Here is a 17,100-nt window from a genome sequence, read left to right as displayed (position 1 = left end):
TCAGCGTTCCCGCGTCAGGGATGGGGCGCCCCTGCGTCCATATCGGGGCCGTCGCCGGGGGTGCCGGTCAGGGCGGCCAGCCGCGCCTCCTCGTCGGCGGTCAGCGGCTGGGGCTCTTCACGACGTCGGCGCGAGGCCAGCCACAGCCCGCTTCCGACCGCCAGCACCAGCGCCAGCGGCCCGAACCACAACAGCCAGGTCCCCACCCGCATCGGTGGCGTGAACAGCACATAGTCGCCGTATCGATCGACCATCCCCTGGCGGATCTGGGCATCGGTGCGCCCCGCCGCGATTTCCTCGCGGACCAGTCGCCGCATGTCCGAGGCCACACCCGCCGGTGAATCCGCAATCGCCTCATGCTGGCAGACGACGCAGCGCAGCTCGTCGAACAGGGCCTGCGCGCGCGCTTCCTGCGCCGCCGACGCCAGGGGCTGGTCGGGGGCAGGCGTCGGCTCCTGCGCCAGGGCCGGGCTGGACAGGCACAGGACCGACACCATGGCGCCGGCGATCAGGTGGCTCCGAAGAACCGTCATTGTGCCCTCGCCCGCCGCATCCCGACGCCCACCCGCAGCCGCCGGTCCATCAGCGACAGCAGGCCGCCCAGCGTCATGATGATCGGCCCCAGAAAGATCAGCCGCGCCCAGGGGTTCCAGTGCACGCGCACGCTCCAAGCCGGGGCTCCGTCCGGGGCCCTGCGGCGCTCGCCCATGACCACATAGACGTCGTCCAGACCCCGGAAATCCAGCCCGACCTCCGTCGTCGTCTGACCCCCGGCCGGGAAGAACCGCCGCTCGGCCGTGATGTCGCGCGCCGTGCCGCCCTGCGTCGGGGCGATCGTCAACCGCCCCTGCTCCGCCAGATAGTTCGGTCCTTCGACCACCTCCACGGCGTTCAGCGTCACGGTGAAGGGGCCGCTGGCCACCGTCCCGCCGACGGGCAGGACTGCCACCGACTCGATCTTGAAGGCCGTCTCAGCCACCGCCCCCAGGACGAAGACCCCCAGGCCCGCATGGGCCAGGGTCATACCCCAGGCGGCCAGAGGCAGGCCGCGCGCCCGGCGGCCGACCTCGCCCAGGGGGGCCCGGAACAGCCGGACCCGCTCCGCCGTCTCGGCCAGAGCCCCCAGAATCAGCCACGCCCCGACGCCCAGACCGGCCGCCGCCAGCGCCTTCTTCGGCTCGAAGGCCATCCACCCGGCCAGGGCCGCGACCAGGGTCAGGCCGCCCGCGACGGCCAGACGCTGGCCCACCCCCTTCAGATCGCCGCGCTTCCAGGCCAGCAGCGGACCGGCCGGCAGGATCAGAAAGGCCAGCACCATCAGCGGCGTGAAGGTCAGGGCGAAATAGGGCGGGCCGACCGAGATGGTCTGGCCGGTCACCGCTTCCAGGATCAACGGATAGAGGGTCCCCAGCAGCACCGTCGCCGCCGCCGCCGTCAGGAACAGGTTGTTCAGGACCAGCGCCCCTTCCCGGCTGACCGGTGCGAACAGACCCCCGCCCTTCAGCCGCGGCACACGCCAGGCGAACAGGGCAAAGGCCGCGCCCGCCGTCACGCCCAGAATGGCCAGCAGCATCAGCCCCCGCTCCGGGTCCACGGCAAAGGCGTGCACGCTGGTCAGGACCCCTGACCGCACCAGGAAGGCCCCCAGCATGGAAAAGGTGAAGGCCAGCAGCGCCAGGAACACCGTCCAGCCGGCCAGGGCCCCTCGCCGCTCGGTCACCACCGCGCTGTGCAACAGGGCCGCCCCGGCCAGCCAGGGCATGAAGCTGGCATTCTCGACCGGGTCCCAGAACCACCAGCCTCCCCAACCCAGTTCGTAATAGGCCCAGAACGACCCCAGGGTGATGCCCACGGTCAGCAGAGCCCAGCTGGCCAGGGCCCAGGGCCGCACCCAACGCCCCCAGGCCGCGTCGATCCGCCCTTCGATCAGGGCGGCCACGGCCAGCGAGAAACAGACCGAAAACCCGACATAGCCGCCGTAGAGCAGGGGCGGATGGAAGGCCAGGGCCGGGTCCTGCAGCAGCGGGTTCAGCGACGCGCCCTGGAACGGGGCCGGGTCCAGCCGCTCGAACGGGCTGGAGGTAAAGACGGCAAAGGCCAGGAACAGGGTGGACAGCAGGGCCTGGGCCCCAAGGGCCGAAGCCTTCAGCCCGAACGGCAAACCGCTGCCGCCCGCCGGGGCCCGCGCCAGCACGGCGCCAAAGCCGGTCATGACCAGGCACCACAGGACCAGCGACCCCTCATGGCTGCCCCAGGCCCCGGCCACCTTGTACAGCATCGGCTTGTCGGTGTGGCTGTTGCCCGCGACATTGGCGACCGAGAAGTCCGAGGTGACGAAGGCTAGGATCAGCGCCCCGAACGCCAGGGCGACCGCCGCCGCCGCCGCGATCATGGCGCCTTCGCCCGCTCCGGCCAGGACCGGGCTGTTGCGCCACCGCCCCAGGCCACAGAAGGCCGTCGACAGCGTTGACAGGGCCAGCGCCAGGGCCAAAGCAAACGCCCCCAGTTCGGCGGTCAAGGCTGCGCCCCCTCTGGCCGCCACTCGCCGCGTTCCTTCAGCCGGTCGGCGACTTCGCGCGGCATATAGGTCTCGTCATGCTTGGCCAGGACCTGATCGGCGCGGAAGCTGCGGTCCGGCTGGAAGGTGCCTTGGGCCACGATGCCCTGCCCTTCGCGGAACAGGTCCGGCAGGTCGCCCCGGAACACCACCTGGGTGGAGGCGGCATTGTCGGTCACGCGGAACCACACCTGACCCTCGGCGTCGTGGCGCACGCTGCCCGCCTCGACCAGTCCGCCCAGACGCATGTCGCGTCCGACCGGCGCGGTTTCGGCATTCGCCTCGGACGGGGAAACAAAATAGGTCACGCCGTCCTGCATGGCCCACAGGGCCAGGCCGACGGCCAGGGCCAGGATCGGGGCGACCGCCGCCACGACCCATAGTCGCCGCCGGGCCTTGGGTGATCGGGGCAGCCAGCTCATGGCGCGGTCTCCGGTGGCAGGCGGGCAATCAGGTCGGCCCGGCGGGGATCACGCGGGTCCAGGACGGCGATCAGCGGTCCCCACATGGCCCGCACCGTCGCCCCGTCACCGCGCGCCAGCGCCGCCTCTCCCAGGAAATAGCGCGCGCCCAGCTGGTCGGGATCACGGTTGATCGCCTCGCGGAAGGCCGCTTCCGCATCGGTGCCCACGACGCCGTCATTGGCCCGCACCAGGCTTTCGCCCAACCGGGCCCAGCTCTGTGCGTCGTTCGGATCGATGGCCAGAGCCCGGCGGAACGCCGAGGCGGCCCCGATCGGATCGCCTGCCTCAAACCGCGCCACGCCCAGGAAGGTCAGGGCAGTGCGGTCACCGGGCGCGGCCTTGACCCTCTGCTCCACCACAGCAGCCAGTTGCGCAGGCTCCAGCGTTTCCAGCGGCCCTGCCGCCCATTCGGCGACCCGCTTCTGATAGGGCTGGTCCGGCAGTCCCAGGCTCCCGGTTCCCAGATACAGGCCCAGGGCGGCCGCGGCCGTCAGTCCGACCCCCGCCAGCACCCACTGCCGATCATGCGCCCCCGTAACGGGTGCGGCCGCTTCCGGCCCGGCTGCGAGCAGACGCCGCCCGGCCTCGGCCCGTGCAAGCGCGTGCGCCTCCGCGTCCAGCAGGCCGCGCGCCAGCAGTCGATCCAGCTCAGCCAGCTCGACCGCGCCCGCTTCTGCCGGGGGCTCGGCCGACGCACCGCGCCGCGCACCGGTCAGGACCAGCAGCCCCGCCAGGGCTGTCGCCAAACCGGTCAGTATCCAGAATACCGTCATGACGGCGGGCTCTACAGGATCAGGCCGCCTGGGGCGAGGGGCCGTCCGTCGTAGTGGGCGCACCGGCCACTGCGGCTCGACGCCGCACGGTGCGCGCCGCATCCGTTGCGTCCAGCCGACCCAGCAGATCGGCCACGCATTCGATCAGGGCCAGGGCCCGGTTCTCGTCCTCGACTTCGCCCGCATTGACCAGGTCCAGCGCCTCGTCGGCATAGGTCGACAGCCGTTCGGTCAGTCGCTCCGACAGCTTCCTGCGATCCGATTCGCAGCCGAACACGGCCGCCGATCCCCGCAGCCGCCCGATCAGGGTCAGTATGGTCGCCAGATCGGCCAGGGCGGGGCTGGCCGGGTCCGCGTCCAGCCGTGGCGCGGCCCGCGTCATCCGACCGGCCAGCTGCGTCCGCGTCAGCGGCAGGGCCGTGTCCATCAGCTTGTCCGCAGACATCATCAGGGCCGTCATCCGGGTCGCCACCTTGACCCGCGCGTCGCGCAGCGCCTTGCCCCACGGGCCGTCCGGCTGGGGCGTCAGGGTGACATCGATCTCGCCGATCGTCGCCGCGCTCCAGGCGATGTCCCGCAGCAGCCGCTCCGTCCCCTCCGCACCGTCCTTGGGCTTATAGGCTTCGACCTGACGCACCCGATCCTGGATGCCTCCGATCAGTCGGTTGACGAAGATCGCCATCTCCGACACCCCCAGAAAGCTCTCGCGGGAGGCGGCGTTGGAGCTGTGCGTCACCACCCGCAGGATCAGGGCCGCATCGCCCAGATGGGCAAACAGGATCTCCATCATCCGGCAGGCGCCGTCCACCGCGATGCCGGCACTGTCGGTGACGAGCAATCGCAGGTCCGCCAGCTGATCGCCGTCCGCCCTGCCGACCCAGGCCGGCAGCTGCGGCAAGGCCCGCCGCGCCAGGGGCGCCAAATCCAGACAGACCGCCAGTTGCTCCAGCCCGTTTTCGCGCTGCTGCGGAGCCAGTGCCTGGGGCCAGACGGCCTCGGGCCTGTCGCGGACGGCGCCAGCGGCGGCCCGGCACAGGCGATCGGCCACGGCGACGGCATCGTCACCATCTTCGTCCAGCTGCGGCAGAAGCTCCGGTTCAGCGGCCGAGGCCTGACGCCACAGGCGGTTCAACACCTCGCGCGGGAATGTCACCCCTTCGAGACCGTCCTGGCGCGGCATGAACAGGGGCATGAGGGGCCACAGGGCCGTATCGCGCCGCGCCCTGTCGGCGACGGCAGCGGACAGGGTCTGCGAAACCAGTCGGGCACGGTCCCCCGCCATCGCCCCCACGGCGTCGGCCAGCTTGACCAGCTGATCGTCGGAACAGGCCGCGATCAGCGGGTCCATCATTGCGCGGTGTGCGACCGAAAGTTCGGCCATGCGAAACTCCCGCAGCCTTTCTGGGGCCGGTCGATCCAGCCTGCACAGCTTGGGTTAACGCCGTATTGCCGCCCCCATCGACGATGATCTGGCCCCTTGAAGATCGTCATTCCGGGTTCTTGGCTAGGCCAAGCCCCGGAATGACGGAGACGGAGCGAAGGTCTTTTCGAATCTAAATCTCGGCGGCCGGCAGTTCCAGCAGCACCTTCAATCCGCCCATGTCGCTGCGGGCCAGGGTCACACGCCCGCCATAGGCCTTGACCAGGTCATCGACGATCGAAAGACCCAGGCCCGATCCCGGCGCATTCTCGTCCAGCCGCGCCCCGCGCTTCAGCACTTCCTCATAGCGATCAGCCGGCAGGCCTGGCCCGTCGTCCTCGACCACCACCACCATCTGACCCAGGCCCGTCGGACCGGCCGAGACACGCACCCGCCGCCCGGACCATTTGCAGGCGTTCTCCATCAGATTGCCCAGGATCTCCTGCAGGTCCTGGCGCTCGCCGCGGAAGCCCAGGGCGTCGGGGGCACGCCAGTCGATCTCGACCCCCTTGGTCTCGAACACCCGCTCCAGCATCACGGCCAGCTCGTCCAGCACCTCGCCCAGGGGGGTGCGTTCACCCAGGCCCTGAGCCCGGGCGGCGGCGCGGGCCCGGCGCAGGTGGTGATCGACCTGCCCCTTCATGATCTCGCTCTGGCGGCGCACGACATCGGGCAGCTGCCCCTCCAGGCTGCCGGCCTCGGCCAGCATCACCGACAACGGCGTCTTCAGGGCATGGGCCAGGTTTCCGACATGGGTCCGCTGGCGCTCCACCACCTCCTGATTGTGGGCCAGGAGGCGATTGACCTGATCGGCCAGGGGCTGAATCTCGATCGGATAGGCCCGCTCGATCCGCGCCGTCTCGCCCTTTCGGACCGCCGCGATCTCGTTGCGCAGGCTGAACAGGGGCCTCAGGCCGATCTGGACCTGGGTGAACACCGCCGCCACCAGTCCCGCGCCCAGCAGGGCCAGGGCGATCCAGGTCACGCGCGCAAAGGCATCGGTGTCTTCGTCGATGGTGGAGCGGTCGATGGCCGCAAAGAAGACGATCGGATTGACCTGCCCGGTCAGGGTCTTGACCGAGGCCGCGACCCTCAGCGGCTCGTCCGCCGGGCCGCGCGCATTATAGGAAATGGTCTTGCCGCCGGCATCGGCCAGCATGTCCGGCAGCTCGACCGGGGTCGGCATTTCGGCGTCCCACAGCGAGACCGAACGCGACAGCATGACCAACCGGCCGTCGGGCGTCAGCTCGGCGACGGCCCAGTATTTCCCCGACAACTGCCTCAGGGTCCGGCTGTCCTGGATCTGGGTCGTCGTGACGCCCATCGGTCCCGACCGCGTCGACAGCAGAACCTCGTCCACCGTCGTCCCGAGCACCCCGCCCAGTCGTCGCAGGCCCGATTCCTCGAACTGCGACGTCAGCACCATGCCGGTCACGGTCAGGGCCACCACAATCCAGGCCGAGGCCAGCCAGATCAGACGCCGCGTCAGCGACCGGCCGGGCCGTCCCAGCCAGCGCGACCACCGCGGTGAGCGGGTCCCAGACGACGGCTCCTCGGCCTCGACCGGCGCGGTCGTCACGCGGCTTCGGCCTCACCGGCCAGCGGCGTCAGGCGATAGCCCAGGCCCCGGACCGTCTCGATGCGGTCAGACCCGATCTTCTTGCGCAGGCGACCGACGAAGACCTCGATCGTGTTGGAGTCGCGGTCGAAATCCTGATCGTACAGATGCTCGACCAGTTCAGTCCGGCTGATGACCCGTCCCTGGTGCATCATCAGATAGTGCAGCAGACGGTATTCCAGCGACGTCAAACGCAGCGGCTCCCCGTTCACATTGGCCCGCGCCGCTCGCGGATCCAGGCGCAGTCCGCCGCACGTCAGCGTGGCCGAGGCGATGCCCGCCGAGCGCCGCAGCAGGGCCCGCAGCCGCGCCAGCAGCTCCTCGGTATGGAACGGCTTGGTCAGATAGTCGTCGGCCCCGGCGTCGAAACCCGACACCTTGTCCGACCAGGCCCCGCGCGCCGTCAGGATCAGCACCGGCGTCGTCTTGCCGTCCCGGCGCCAGCGCTCCAGCACCGAAACGCCGTCGATCTTGGGCAGGCCCAGGTCCAGCACCACCACGTCATAGGGTTCGGTATCGCCCAGGAAATGGGCCTCCTCACCGTCCGCCGCGTGATCGACGGCATAGCCGGCGTCCGACAGCGCAGCCTTCAACTGGCGCGACAGATCGACGTCATCTTCAACCAGCAGAACGCGCATGGGTCAGCCTCCTCCCGCGCGGCCGGACCGCGCATCGACCGAGATGTCGAAGATGCGACCATCGTCGTCCTCGAACCGGAACACATAGCTGTTTCCGCGCGGCGGCAGGGCCCCGACATAGCGCGCGCGGCCGGCCCTCTGGCGGGCGATGCTCAGCGCCTCGGACGAGCTGATCTGGCGCTCCTCGCGAGCGCGTTCACGGGCCTCGCCCTGGCTCATGGAACCGGGCGTTCCGCCACCATAGGGGCGACGGTCCTGGGCGGAGGCCTCGGTCCCCGCAGCGCCAGCGGCGATCAGGGCGGCCAGAAAGAGAAGGCGGACATGGGTCATGGGATCGCTCTAGGCCCCGGCCTCTGAACAGCGGCTGAACGTCATCGCCGCCACCCTGTCAGGCTTCTTGCCGCAGCAGGCCGGCAAACACCAGACCGGCGATGGCGACAGTTCGACCGGGCCGTTCAGCTAGCTGAACCCCAGCTGAAACGCCGTGTTCAGCTTCGGCTCAGGCGGCGGGTGATTTGATGGCCCCATCGCAGCCCATTCCGGACTGCGCCGGAGACAATCTAGGAACCGTCCGATGAACAAGAACGTCCTCATCCCCGCCCTCGCCCTTGCCGCGGCTTCGGTCGCGGTTCCTGCGGCCGCCCAGTCCTATCGCGGCGACAACTGGCAGTCGATCAACCAGCGCCAGCATAATCTGGATCGCCGCATCGATCAGGGCATCCGCAGCGGTCAGCTGAACCGGCGCGAGGCGACCCACCTTCGCGCCCAGTTCAACGGCCTGTTGCGGCTTGAACATCAGTATCGCCGCGGCGGCCTGACCCGCTGGGAACGGGCGGACCTGGATCGCCGCTTCGACAGCCTGTCGGCCCAGATCCGCTATGAGCGCCGCGACCGCCAGCGCGCCCGCTGGTAACCGCCCCCCGCCTGACATCCCCTCAGGCCAGACGAAGGGCGCGATCCGCAAGGGTCGCGCCCTTTTTGTTGCCGCTCAGACCCGCAACCGGCTTTCGACCACCGTCACGGCCCGGCCGCGCAGCAGGACCCGCTCGCCCATCGCCTCCGTTTCGATGTCGCCGCCCCGGCCGGGAAAGGCCTGATGGAAGCGGACGGTCGCCCGGCCCAGCCGGTCGGCATACAGCGGCCCCAGGATGCAGTGGGCCGACCCCGTCGCCGGGTCCTCGTCCACACCGCAGCCGGGCGCGAAGAACCGGTCGATCACATCCACGTCGTCGCCCGGATTTGCGGGCGCACAGACGACGACATGGCCCGCCTCTCCCACCTCGCCCTGGATCGTGGCCAGGGCGCGGATGTCGGGCGACAGGGCCCTCACCGCCCCTGCATCGGCCAGCACCGCCACCAGATACCGCCCGGCCCAGACCTCGACCGGCACCATGCCCAGCGCCTCGTTCAGACACGGCGGGCTGTCCGTCCGGCGCGGCGGATCGGCCGGAAAGTCCATCTCATAGCCCTCGCCCGCCCGCCGCACGATCAGCGGCCCCGATCGGGTGTCGAAGGTCACGGCAGGCACGTCCAGACCCAGCTCGGCCAGCAGGACATGGGCCGCCGCCATCGTCGCATGGCCGCACAGATCGACTTCGGCCGCCGGGGTGAACCAGCGCAGATCGAACCGCGCCGGGTCGTCCGTGGCCCGCAAAAAGGCCGTCTCGGCCTGATTGTTCTCCATCGCCACGGTCTGCATCCAGCCTGCGTCCTGCCAGGCCGCGACCGGCTCGACCACGCAGGCCGGATTGCCCCGGAAGGGCGCGGCGGCAAAGGCATCGACGGTCCATTGGCGGGTCATGACGTGGGCTCCATCACCGTGATCTCGGGCCAGCGCGCCATCGCACTGTCCACCGTCCGCCGCCAGCCCCTCGCCACCCCCCGCAGGGGATTGGGCCGCAGCGTCAGGCCGAACACATCCTCCAGCCCGAACGGCGCGGCCACGCTGATCGTGTCGTCCGCCTCCAGCCGCACCCCGACCCCGAACGCCGGCGTCACGAAGCGCGACAAGGCCTCGTCGGTATGGGCCAGCGGCTCATAGGGTTCGCCAAACCGGTCCTGAAACCACAGATGCACCCGCGCCTGGTTGCGCACCTCGACCATGGACCGCAGCGGTTCGTCGAAGGCGGCGGCGACGCGTCTGATGACGACGTCCTCGGCGTCCCAGGACGTATCCGGGTCGAAATAGCCGAGGTCGTAGTCCTTGATGCCGTATCCGACGGGCCGCCCCGTCATTGCATTCCAGACCCCCTGATAGACCGCCCCCGAAAACACGCGCCAATCGGGCAGGCCCAGCCTCCGCACCGTGGTCAGCACCTGCATCAGCGCGGGATCGGCCCGGACGATCTCCGTCAGGCGGTGCTCCAAATCGCTCATTCCCGACCCCGCACCGGCCAGCCGTGATCCAGCGGACCGTGCCCGCCGCCCAGGCCGGGGGCCCGGCGTATGGCCTCGGCCACATAGGCCCAGGCCTGGGCCACCGCCTGTTCCAGCGGCAGCCCCCGCGCCAGCCCGGCCGCACAGGCACTGGCCAGGGTGCATCCGGTGCCGTGGGTATGGCGGGTGTCGATCCGTTCGCTGGTCAGCAGGGTCTCGCCGTCGGGCGTCAGCAACAGGTCGGTCAGAACCTCGCCCGGCACATGGCCGCCCTTCATCAGCACCGCCCGCGCCCCCAGCCGCAGCAGCGCCTCGCCCGCCCGCCTCTGGCCGTCCAGATCGGCGACGGCGACACCGGTCAGGGCCTCGGCCTCGGGCGCATTGGGGGTCAGCAGCGCCGCGCGCGGGATCATCAAGCTCCGCACCGCACCGACCGCCGCATCGTCCAGCAGGGCCGCCCCGCCCTTGGCCACCATGACCGGATCGACCACGGCGGGCACGGTCGCGCTGTCCAGAACGGCGGCCACCGCCTCGACCACACCCACCGATCCCAGCATGCCGGTCTTGATCGCATCGGCCCCGATGTCGTCCAGCACGGCCCGCGCCTGGGCCGTGATCAGGTCCAGCGGCAGGGGATGCACGCCGTGCACGCCCAGGGTGTTCTGAACGGTGATGGCGGTGATGGCCGTGGCGGCATAGCCCCCCAGCATCGTCACCGCCTTGATGTCCGCCTGGATGCCCGCCCCGCCGCCCGAATCCGAGCCGGCAAGGATCAGGACCCTGCCCCTCGGCAGGCTACCGCTCGCGACGCGGTCGCTCGCTGCTTGAGCCGTCACGCCGGTGCGCCGGAAAACAGCTTCAGCCCCACGATCCCCGCGACGATCAGGACGATGCACAGGATACGGATCGTCGTCGTCGGCTCGCCATAGACCAGCATGCCAACGCTGGCCGCCCCCACCGCCCCGATCCCGGTCCAGATGGCATAGGCCGTGCCGATCGGCAGCTTCTGCGTCGCCAGCCACAGGAACCAGAAGCTGGCCAGCATCGCCACCCCGACCGCCAGCGACGTCACGGGCCGCTGCGGCCCGACGAATTTGAACCCGGAGGCCCAGCCCACTTCCAGCAGCCCGGCAATGACCAGGGCCAGCCACGGATTGATCGCGATCGGAGACATCCCCGCCAGATGGGACAGACCGCGACGGGGGGCAAGGCAAAATCGCCCGACGCAGCCCCACCCGCCTGCGGCGCTCAGTCCCGCGCCAGCGCCTCCTGCACCGCCAGGGCCTGGACCGTCTCGCGCACATCATGGACCCGGATGATCCCTGCACCGCGCCGCGCGGCTTCCAGCGCCAGGGCCAGCGACCCGCCCAGTCTGTCGCCGGGATCGGTAGCCGACGGGTCGATGGCGGCGATCATCCGCTTGCGGCTGGCTCCGTACAGCACCGGAAATCCCCGTGCCGCCAGCCGGTCCACCGCGCGGGTCAGCGCCAGATTGTGCTCCAGCGTCTTGCCGAAGCCTAGGCCGGGATCCAGCCAGATACGCTCGCGCGCCACCCCCGCCGCCATGGCCGCCTGGGCCCGCCCGACCAGCCAGCCACAGACCTCGGCGACTACATCGTCATAGGCGGGATCGGCCTGCATGGTTCGCGGCGCACCGCGCATATGCATCAGCACGACCTCGCACCCAAGGTCGGCGGCGACTGCCGGGGCCTCGGGACTATAGGTCAGGGCCGTGACGTCGTTCCACATCGTGGCCCCGGCGGCGACGGCGGCGCGGGCCACGGCCGGCTTCATGGTGTCGATGCTGATCGGCCCGGCCCAGCGGTCGCGTAGACCCAGGATCACCGGCACCACCCGATCGATCTCCTCTGCCTCCTCGACCGGCCCGGCTCCGGGACGGGTGCTTTCACCGCCGATGTCCAGGATGGCCGCCCCCTGCTCGACCAATGCCAGCCCGTGGTCCACCGCCGCTTGGGCCGAACCCAGCCGACCGCCATCCGAGAAGCTGTCGGGCGTGACGTTGACGATCCCCATCACGCGCGGCACCTCACGCACCACCTTTTCCCCGAACATCAGGGTCAGCACACCGTCCAGTATGCGGCTTCCGATCATGTTGGCCTCCCGATCAATCCGCCCAGGGCTTCCAGATAGGCGGCAAAGGCTTTGCGGCCGGCAGGCGTGATCGAGGCGCGGGTCAGGGGCTTGTTGTTGCGGAAACTCTTGTCGATGGCGACGTATCCGGCCTCGGTCAGCTTCTTCAGATGAACCGACAGATTGCCCTGGCTGGTCTCCAGCGCCGACTTCAGCTCTGTGAACTCGGCGGTCTCCACATCGGCAAGATAGATCATGATCCCCAGCCGCAACCGGCCATGGATCACCTCATCGATCTTGCCCAGATCGCCCAGCCCCATGATCAGTCCGCAGCCTTCAGGTCCACGGCCCGCGCGCGCAGGGCCCCGCGCACCATGACCCAACCCGGCAGGGCGAACAGCAGGAACAGCGCGGCGGTGCAGACATACATATAGACGTCCGGCTGGCGGACCAGCAGGCCCAGCACCACCGCCGTCACCCATCCCCCGGCCGAGGTGGCCAGCATCCACGGGCGCTTCTTCAGCGACCAGGCTACATACCAGGCCGCCGCCTGCCCTGCGAAGATGATGGCCGGATAATACAGCCAGACGGCAAAGTCCTGGTCCCGGCTGGACCCGACGCCGAAGATGATGATGACAGCCAGATTGACCATGCCCGTGCCGGTGAAGGCTGCATTCATGGTCCGCGTGACCACCGGCCCGGCCGAGACCCCCTGTTTGCGATCCTCGCGCACGGCCCAGACCATGACGGCGATAAAGGCCAGGGTGATGAAGACGACAAAGGCCAGCGTCGGCAGCGCCGGCCAGCGGATCACGCCCCAGATCTGGCCCAGGTGAAACAGGCACTGCAGACCGTAAAGCAGCCCCCCGGCCATATAGGCCACCCCCATGGTCAGCATGGCCTTGCCGCTGTTGTGGCCGCCCTCGACGATGGCGCGAAGAAAGGCCAGATCGGCCTCGGGATTGCTGCGGGTCTTGGCGGTCATGGCGCGACTCTCATGGGGCGTCCGGCTCGCCTGGCGTGGACGAGCCGATCTGTGTTGGCAAGCTATTCGGCGAGGTGGCTATTCGGCGGGAAGCGCGTCGGTCCCGGCCCTGGCCTTGCGCCAGGGGATGCGCCGTCCATTCAGCCAGCCCCCGACGAAGGTGTGGCGCACCAGCAGCTCATAGCTGGCCAGGCTGATCGCAAAGGTGCCGACGATCACCACGGCGAACTTGATCCACCACGCCGCCTCGATCTGGAACATGACCACCTGAAGGGCCAGCACGATCGGCATGTGCACGATGTAGATCCAGTAGGAGGCATCGGCCAGGTATCGCCGGACCGCGCTGTATCCCGACAGGAACCGCAGACACAGGGCCATGGCGGCCAGGGCGCTGGCGAAGACGGCAAAGCCATAGACCGCGGCCGCACCGGCGCGCGCCACGGGATCGGCCACCGGGGCCAGTTGCGGCATGGCCCCGCCTCCCAACACCCAGGCCCCTGTGCCCGTGCCCAGCGCCATGACCAGAAAGACCGGCCACAGCCGCTCGATCCGGACCAGCAGGTCGCGGCGACGGTCCAGCAGAAAGCCGAACAGAAACGCCGTGCCGAACCCGGTCAGGGCGATGGCATTGGGCACCAGTCCGGTGTCGGGCGTCGGGATGCCGACAAACGGAATCCAGCCGGGCACCCAGGCCATGGCCACGGCCAGCGGCGCACCCAGCACCAGCGGCGACCACGGCCCCGTGGCGGCGCCCGTCAGGCGATCGACCCTCCGGCCCCAGCCGCCCGACCGGTCCAGCGCCGCGAACGGGGCCCTTAGCACCAGAACCACGGCATAGAAGATCAGCAGCACCCACAGGAACCACAGGTGCAGCAGGGGAAAGTTGAACACCGTCATCGGCGGCTGCGGCGGCCCCTCGGTCGGCAGGCTGCCGCCGTTGTCGATGGCCACCTTCCACAACAGGGCGATCAGGAAGGCGGCGAACACCGGCGTCCACAGCAGACCCAGCGGCCCGGCGATCCGCGCCAGCCGGTTACGCACGAACCCCGCCCAGCCCCGCCGCTCCAGCATCATGTGGGCGAACAGACCGGCGATGATGAAGAAGGCCGTCATCCGGAACAGGTGGATCGCAAAGAACAGCGTGCTGGCCACCTGCGAACCGTCCTCAGCCACGATCCACATCGGCGTGGGCGTATAGGCCAGGCTGGCATGCAGCACGATGCCCAGCAGCAGGGCCCCGCCCCTCAGGGCATCCAGCCCATGCAGGCGGTCGGTCGGATCGGTCGTGGCCGATGACATAATGGCGCTCCCCCTCGTCGAAGAGCCCGTATCTCACAGACTGGTTTGCATTGCAAACTTGTTGGACACTTCACGCCCGCAGCGATGTTCGGTGTGTATGTTCAGCGGCAATGTCACCCCGGCCCTTCCCCTGGAAGGGGGAAGGGTCGGAATGGGGTGGAGGCACGATCCGTCAGCGCTTCGGCTTGAACCCGCTCGGCTTGCCACCGGCCTTGAAGGCGCCGGTCTTGGTTCCGGTCTTGCCCTTGAAGGGGGCCTTGGGCGGGCGCGGGGCCTCGGCATCGGTGCGCGGCGCATAGGGTGCCTTTTCGCCCGCTTCCGCGCGATATGGCGGCTTGCGATGGGCCGGACGCGGGTCGCCGCCGCCACCGCCGATCCGCTCCTCGCGCGAGAAGGGCCGCCGCTCGGGCCGGCCCTCCGCCGCTTCCGGCGCCGGGCGATCGTCGCGGGCATAAGGCTTCTTCTTGAAGTCGGGCTTGCCGAAATCCTTCTTCTTGAAGTCCGGCTTGGGCCCACCCTTTCCGGGCTTGTCGCCCTTATAGCCGCCGCCCTGGCCGGGAGCCTCGGACGGGGTGATGGTCACGTCGTCGCGCGGGCTGGTCTTCAGGGCCTCACGGAACTTGGCCTCGTGCGTCTTGGCGATCTCGAACCGGGTCTCGTTGGGTAAGGTGCGGATGGCGCCGATCTGGGCCTTGGTGATGTGGCCGACGCGGCAGATCAGCGGGATCAGCCATTTCGGATCGGCATTCTTGGTCCGGCCCACATCCATGCGGAACCAGACCACCTCGTCCGGGCCCAGCCGCTCCCCCGGCCAGGGCTCGGCCACGAAGCTCTCGCCCTCGCCGTCCCTGCGGGTCCGCTTGGCGGGCGCGTGAATGGTGCCGGGGTCCAGCAGTTCCTCCGGCGCCGGCAGTTCCTTCCTTTGCAGCCTGACCAGGGCACAAGCGATCTCGATCGCGCTGCGCTCTCCGATCAGCCGGTTGGCCAGGGCCATGTCCTCGTCGGTCGCCTCATGGTCGAACAGGGCGTCGTCGAACAGGCGGCTCTCGTCCTTGGCCCGGATCTCGTCGGCGGTCGGTGCCCCGCCCCAGGTCGCCTCGACCCCGGCATTGGCCAGCAGCATCTCGGCCTTGCGGCGGCGGGTGTGCGGCACCAGCAGGACCGAGACCCCCTTCTTCCCCGCCCGTCCGGTCCGGCCCGACCGGTGCAGCAGCGCCGCCCGGTTCACCGGCAGTTCGGCATGGATCACCAGCCCCAGGTCCGGCAGGTCCAGCCCCCGCGCCGCCACGTCCGTGGCCACACAGACCCGCGCCCGTCCGTCCCGCAGCGCCTGCAGCGCATCCGTCCGCTCGCGCTGGCTAAGCTCGCCCGACAGTCCGACCGAGTTGAACCCCCGCTCCAGCAGCGAGGACTGCAGGTGCCGCACCGCATCGCGCGTCGCACAGAAGACCAGCGCCCCCGGCACTTCAAAGAAGCGCAGCACATTGACCACCGCATGCTCGATCTCGTTCGGCGCGATCCTCATGGCACGGTATTCGATATCGCCGTGCGGCTGGCTCTTGTCGGTGGTGTCGATGCGGACCGCGTCCCGCTGATAGCGTTTGGCCAGGGTCGCGATCTCGCGCGCGATGGTGGCCGAGAACAGCAGCGTCCGCCGCTCGGGCGGCGACTGCTCCAGAATGAACTCCAGGTCCTCGCGGAACCCCATGTCCAGCATCTCGTCGGCCTCGTCCAGCACCACCAGCCGCAGGGCCGACAGGTCCAGATTGCCGCGATCGATATGGTCCTTCAGGCGGCCGGGCGTGCCGACCACGATATGGATGCCAAAGTTCAGCGCCCGCGCCTCCTTCCTGGCATCCATACCCCCGACGCAGGTGGCGATCTTGGCCCCCGAGTACGCATACAGCCACGAAAGCTCGGCCGAGACCTGCAGCGCCAGCTCCCGCGTCGGCGCGATGATCAGGGCCAGGGGCGCATCCGCCTTACCGAACTGCGCCTCATCGCCCAGCAGGGTCGAGGCCGCCGCCGTCCCGAACGCCACCGTCTTGCCCGATCCGGTCTGGGCCGAGACCAGCAGGTCCGCCTGGCCATAGCCCCCCTCCAGCACCGCCGCCTGCACAGGCGTCGGCTGCTCATAGCCGCGTTCGAGAAGCGCGCGGTCGAGCGCGGGGTGGACGGCGGGAAAGGGCATGGAAAACCTGAGTTCGAGAATGGCGAGCGCCGGAAACGCCAGCGCCGGCCCCCATCCTGACCCCGGCGTCACCACCCGGGCCGGTCAAAGGGGACGCGGTCCCTATACACCGATCAAGGCGCTGGTGGGGCGCCGTCGTTTTTTCAATCGACGGTCTCGGCCACCGGCTCGGGCCCCAGCAGCCGCCGAATGCGCGGCCACAGGTTCGACAGGGCCGAAAAGAATCCCACGATCGAGGCGGCCACCTGGAATGCGCCCCAGATGCTGTCGAACAGTCCCGGGCCCAGCACCGCTTCGGTCAGCGGGTACAACAGGCGGCTGACCCCGATCTGGAACCCGGCATAGACGGCGGAATATTCGATGGAACGGTCGGCGAAGAAGGCGATTACCACCGCCGCCGACACCGGCGCCCAAAACAGCGGCAGCACCAGCAACAGCGCCAGGATCACGATCACCAGCTTGGTCCCCAGGGTCTGGCCCGACACCAGGGCCATCACCACCCCGACCCCCAGCGCCAGCCCCACCGCCCCCATCATGACCGGCAGAACGATATCGGCCATGGCCATCATGTCGGCGAACAGCATGCCCAGCAGGATCGACACCCCGCTCAGCAGGAATCCCCCGACCCACAGCGCCCCGTACCAGCCCAGCCGCTGCTTCAGATAGGCCCCGTTGAACATGCCCCTCG

The 17,100-nt window shown here is 69.6% G+C and carries 19 protein-coding genes; 1 reads left to right on the top strand and 18 read right to left on the bottom strand.

What is annotated here, in order from left to right; genetic code table 11:
• Positions 1–14: 14 nt before the first annotated feature.
• From JIP62_RS12710 to JIP62_RS12675, 8 genes are all read right to left on the bottom strand, one after another.
• The gene (locus JIP62_RS12710; RefSeq protein ID WP_230974752.1) at positions 15–533 is read right to left on the bottom strand and encodes a cytochrome c-type biogenesis protein; all 519 of its coding nucleotides are present in this window, start codon (positions 531–533) and stop codon (positions 15–17) included.
• Complete coding sequence (locus JIP62_RS12705; RefSeq protein ID WP_201102529.1) at positions 530–2,518, bottom strand: heme lyase CcmF/NrfE family subunit; 1,989 nt, start codon at positions 2,516–2,518, stop codon at positions 530–532. The genes JIP62_RS12710 and JIP62_RS12705 overlap by 4 nt, the downstream gene beginning before the upstream one ends.
• Positions 2,515–2,979, bottom strand: coding sequence for a cytochrome c maturation protein CcmE (gene ccmE, locus JIP62_RS12700; protein ID WP_201102528.1), 465 nt, complete (start codon positions 2,977–2,979; stop codon positions 2,515–2,517). Before ccmE ends, JIP62_RS12705 begins: the two co-directional genes overlap by 4 nt.
• Positions 2,976–3,794 (bottom strand): c-type cytochrome biogenesis protein CcmI, encoded by an 819-nt coding sequence (gene ccmI, locus JIP62_RS12695; RefSeq protein ID WP_201102527.1) that lies wholly within the window; start codon positions 3,792–3,794, stop codon positions 2,976–2,978. Before ccmI ends, ccmE begins: the two co-directional genes overlap by 4 nt.
• A 19-nt stretch (positions 3,795–3,813) precedes the next feature.
• Complete coding sequence (locus JIP62_RS12690) at positions 3,814–5,175, bottom strand: hypothetical protein (RefSeq protein WP_201102526.1); 1,362 nt, start codon at positions 5,173–5,175, stop codon at positions 3,814–3,816.
• 172 nt (positions 5,176–5,347) lie between these two features.
• The gene (locus JIP62_RS12685) at positions 5,348–6,793 is read right to left on the bottom strand and encodes a sensor histidine kinase (protein WP_201102525.1); all 1,446 of its coding nucleotides are present in this window, start codon (positions 6,791–6,793) and stop codon (positions 5,348–5,350) included.
• A complete protein-coding gene (locus JIP62_RS12680; protein WP_201102524.1) occupies positions 6,790–7,470 on the bottom strand; it encodes a response regulator transcription factor in 681 nt (226 codons plus the stop codon). Before JIP62_RS12680 ends, JIP62_RS12685 begins: the two co-directional genes overlap by 4 nt.
• A 3-nt stretch (positions 7,471–7,473) precedes the next feature.
• Positions 7,474–7,800, bottom strand: a complete 327-nt coding sequence (locus JIP62_RS12675) for a PepSY domain-containing protein (protein ID WP_201102523.1) — start codon at positions 7,798–7,800, stop codon at positions 7,474–7,476.
• A 244-nt stretch (positions 7,801–8,044) separates the two neighbouring features.
• Between JIP62_RS12675 and JIP62_RS12670 the strand changes: the two genes are divergently transcribed.
• Positions 8,045–8,383 (top strand): hypothetical protein, encoded by a 339-nt coding sequence (locus tag JIP62_RS12670; RefSeq protein ID WP_201102522.1) that lies wholly within the window; start codon positions 8,045–8,047, stop codon positions 8,381–8,383.
• Positions 8,384–8,458: 75 nt separating this feature from the next.
• Here JIP62_RS12670 and JIP62_RS12665 read toward each other — a convergent pair whose 3' ends face one another.
• The 10 genes from JIP62_RS12665 to JIP62_RS12620 form a co-directional block, all read right to left on the bottom strand.
• Positions 8,459–9,271 carry a PhzF family phenazine biosynthesis protein gene (locus tag JIP62_RS12665; protein WP_201102521.1) on the bottom strand — a complete coding sequence of 271 codons (813 nt, stop codon included), beginning with the start codon at positions 9,269–9,271 and terminating at the stop codon, positions 8,459–8,461.
• Positions 9,268–9,846: a nucleotidyltransferase family protein gene (locus tag JIP62_RS12660; RefSeq protein WP_201102520.1), complete on the bottom strand. Its 579-nt coding sequence runs from the start codon at positions 9,844–9,846 to the stop codon at positions 9,268–9,270. Before JIP62_RS12660 ends, JIP62_RS12665 begins: the two co-directional genes overlap by 4 nt.
• A complete protein-coding gene (thiD, locus tag JIP62_RS12655) occupies positions 9,843–10,640 on the bottom strand; it encodes a bifunctional hydroxymethylpyrimidine kinase/phosphomethylpyrimidine kinase (RefSeq protein ID WP_201104757.1) in 798 nt (265 codons plus the stop codon). Before thiD ends, JIP62_RS12660 begins: the two co-directional genes overlap by 4 nt.
• 38 nt (positions 10,641–10,678) lie before the next feature.
• Positions 10,679–11,020: a DMT family transporter gene (locus JIP62_RS12650; protein ID WP_201102519.1), complete on the bottom strand. Its 342-nt coding sequence runs from the start codon at positions 11,018–11,020 to the stop codon at positions 10,679–10,681.
• A gap of 74 nt (positions 11,021–11,094) precedes the next feature.
• On the bottom strand, positions 11,095–11,919 hold the full coding sequence (gene folP / locus JIP62_RS12645; RefSeq protein WP_230974911.1) for a dihydropteroate synthase: 825 nt from the start codon (positions 11,917–11,919) through the stop codon (positions 11,095–11,097).
• A gap of 35 nt (positions 11,920–11,954) precedes the next feature.
• Positions 11,955–12,257 (bottom strand): winged helix-turn-helix domain-containing protein, encoded by a 303-nt coding sequence (locus tag JIP62_RS12640; RefSeq protein WP_201102518.1) that lies wholly within the window; start codon positions 12,255–12,257, stop codon positions 11,955–11,957.
• Positions 12,258–12,259: 2 nt separating this feature from the next.
• Positions 12,260–12,922 (bottom strand): hypothetical protein, encoded by a 663-nt coding sequence (locus JIP62_RS12635; RefSeq protein ID WP_201102517.1) that lies wholly within the window; start codon positions 12,920–12,922, stop codon positions 12,260–12,262.
• 78 nt (positions 12,923–13,000) lie between these two features.
• Positions 13,001–14,221: an acyltransferase family protein gene (locus tag JIP62_RS12630; protein ID WP_201102516.1), complete on the bottom strand. Its 1,221-nt coding sequence runs from the start codon at positions 14,219–14,221 to the stop codon at positions 13,001–13,003.
• A 172-nt stretch (positions 14,222–14,393) separates the two neighbouring features.
• On the bottom strand, positions 14,394–16,412 hold the full coding sequence (locus JIP62_RS12625; RefSeq protein WP_201102515.1) for a DEAD/DEAH box helicase: 2,019 nt from the start codon (positions 16,410–16,412) through the stop codon (positions 14,394–14,396).
• Between the two features lie 143 nt (positions 16,413–16,555).
• Positions 16,556–17,092 (bottom strand): hypothetical protein, encoded by a 537-nt coding sequence (locus JIP62_RS12620; protein ID WP_201102514.1) that lies wholly within the window; start codon positions 17,090–17,092, stop codon positions 16,556–16,558.
• Positions 17,093–17,100 lie beyond the last annotated feature (8 nt).

Origin of the sequence: Brevundimonas vitisensis, from assembly GCF_016656965.1 — a bacterium.
GTDB classification, from domain to species: domain Bacteria; phylum Pseudomonadota; class Alphaproteobacteria; order Caulobacterales; family Caulobacteraceae; genus Brevundimonas; species Brevundimonas vitisensis.
Note: the sequence above shows the minus strand (reverse complement) of the source record. Positions and strands in the feature narration are given on the sequence as shown.

Coding starts and splice junctions, on each gene's coding strand:
- JIP62_RS12635 (WP_201102517.1), bottom strand. CDS start 12,922: ATGACCGCCAAGACCCGCAGCAATCCCGAGGCCGATCTGGCCTTTCTT.
- JIP62_RS12630 (WP_201102516.1), bottom strand. CDS start 14,221: ATGTCATCGGCCACGACCGATCCGACCGACCGCCTGCATGGGCTGGAT.
- ccmI (WP_201102527.1), bottom strand. CDS start 3,794: ATGACGGTATTCTGGATACTGACCGGTTTGGCGACAGCCCTGGCGGGG.
- JIP62_RS12690 (WP_201102526.1), bottom strand. CDS start 5,175: ATGGCCGAACTTTCGGTCGCACACCGCGCAATGATGGACCCGCTGATC.
- folP (WP_230974911.1), bottom strand. CDS start 11,919: ATGTTCGGGGAAAAGGTGGTGCGTGAGGTGCCGCGCGTGATGGGGATC.
- ccmE (WP_201102528.1), bottom strand. CDS start 2,979: ATGAGCTGGCTGCCCCGATCACCCAAGGCCCGGCGGCGACTATGGGTC.
- JIP62_RS12675 (WP_201102523.1), bottom strand. CDS start 7,800: ATGACCCATGTCCGCCTTCTCTTTCTGGCCGCCCTGATCGCCGCTGGC.
- JIP62_RS12670 (WP_201102522.1), top strand. CDS start 8,045: ATGAACAAGAACGTCCTCATCCCCGCCCTCGCCCTTGCCGCGGCTTCG.
- JIP62_RS12710 (WP_230974752.1), bottom strand. CDS start 533: ATGACGGTTCTTCGGAGCCACCTGATCGCCGGCGCCATGGTGTCGGTC.
- JIP62_RS12660 (WP_201102520.1), bottom strand. CDS start 9,846: ATGAGCGATTTGGAGCACCGCCTGACGGAGATCGTCCGGGCCGATCCC.
- JIP62_RS12680 (WP_201102524.1), bottom strand. CDS start 7,470: ATGCGCGTTCTGCTGGTTGAAGATGACGTCGATCTGTCGCGCCAGTTG.
- JIP62_RS12640 (WP_201102518.1), bottom strand. CDS start 12,257: ATGGGGCTGGGCGATCTGGGCAAGATCGATGAGGTGATCCATGGCCGG.
- JIP62_RS12650 (WP_201102519.1), bottom strand. CDS start 11,020: ATGTCTCCGATCGCGATCAATCCGTGGCTGGCCCTGGTCATTGCCGGG.
- JIP62_RS12625 (WP_201102515.1), bottom strand. CDS start 16,412: ATGCCCTTTCCCGCCGTCCACCCCGCGCTCGACCGCGCGCTTCTCGAA.
- JIP62_RS12665 (WP_201102521.1), bottom strand. CDS start 9,271: ATGACCCGCCAATGGACCGTCGATGCCTTTGCCGCCGCGCCCTTCCGG.
- JIP62_RS12620 (WP_201102514.1), bottom strand. CDS start 17,092: ATGTTCAACGGGGCCTATCTGAAGCAGCGGCTGGGCTGGTACGGGGCG.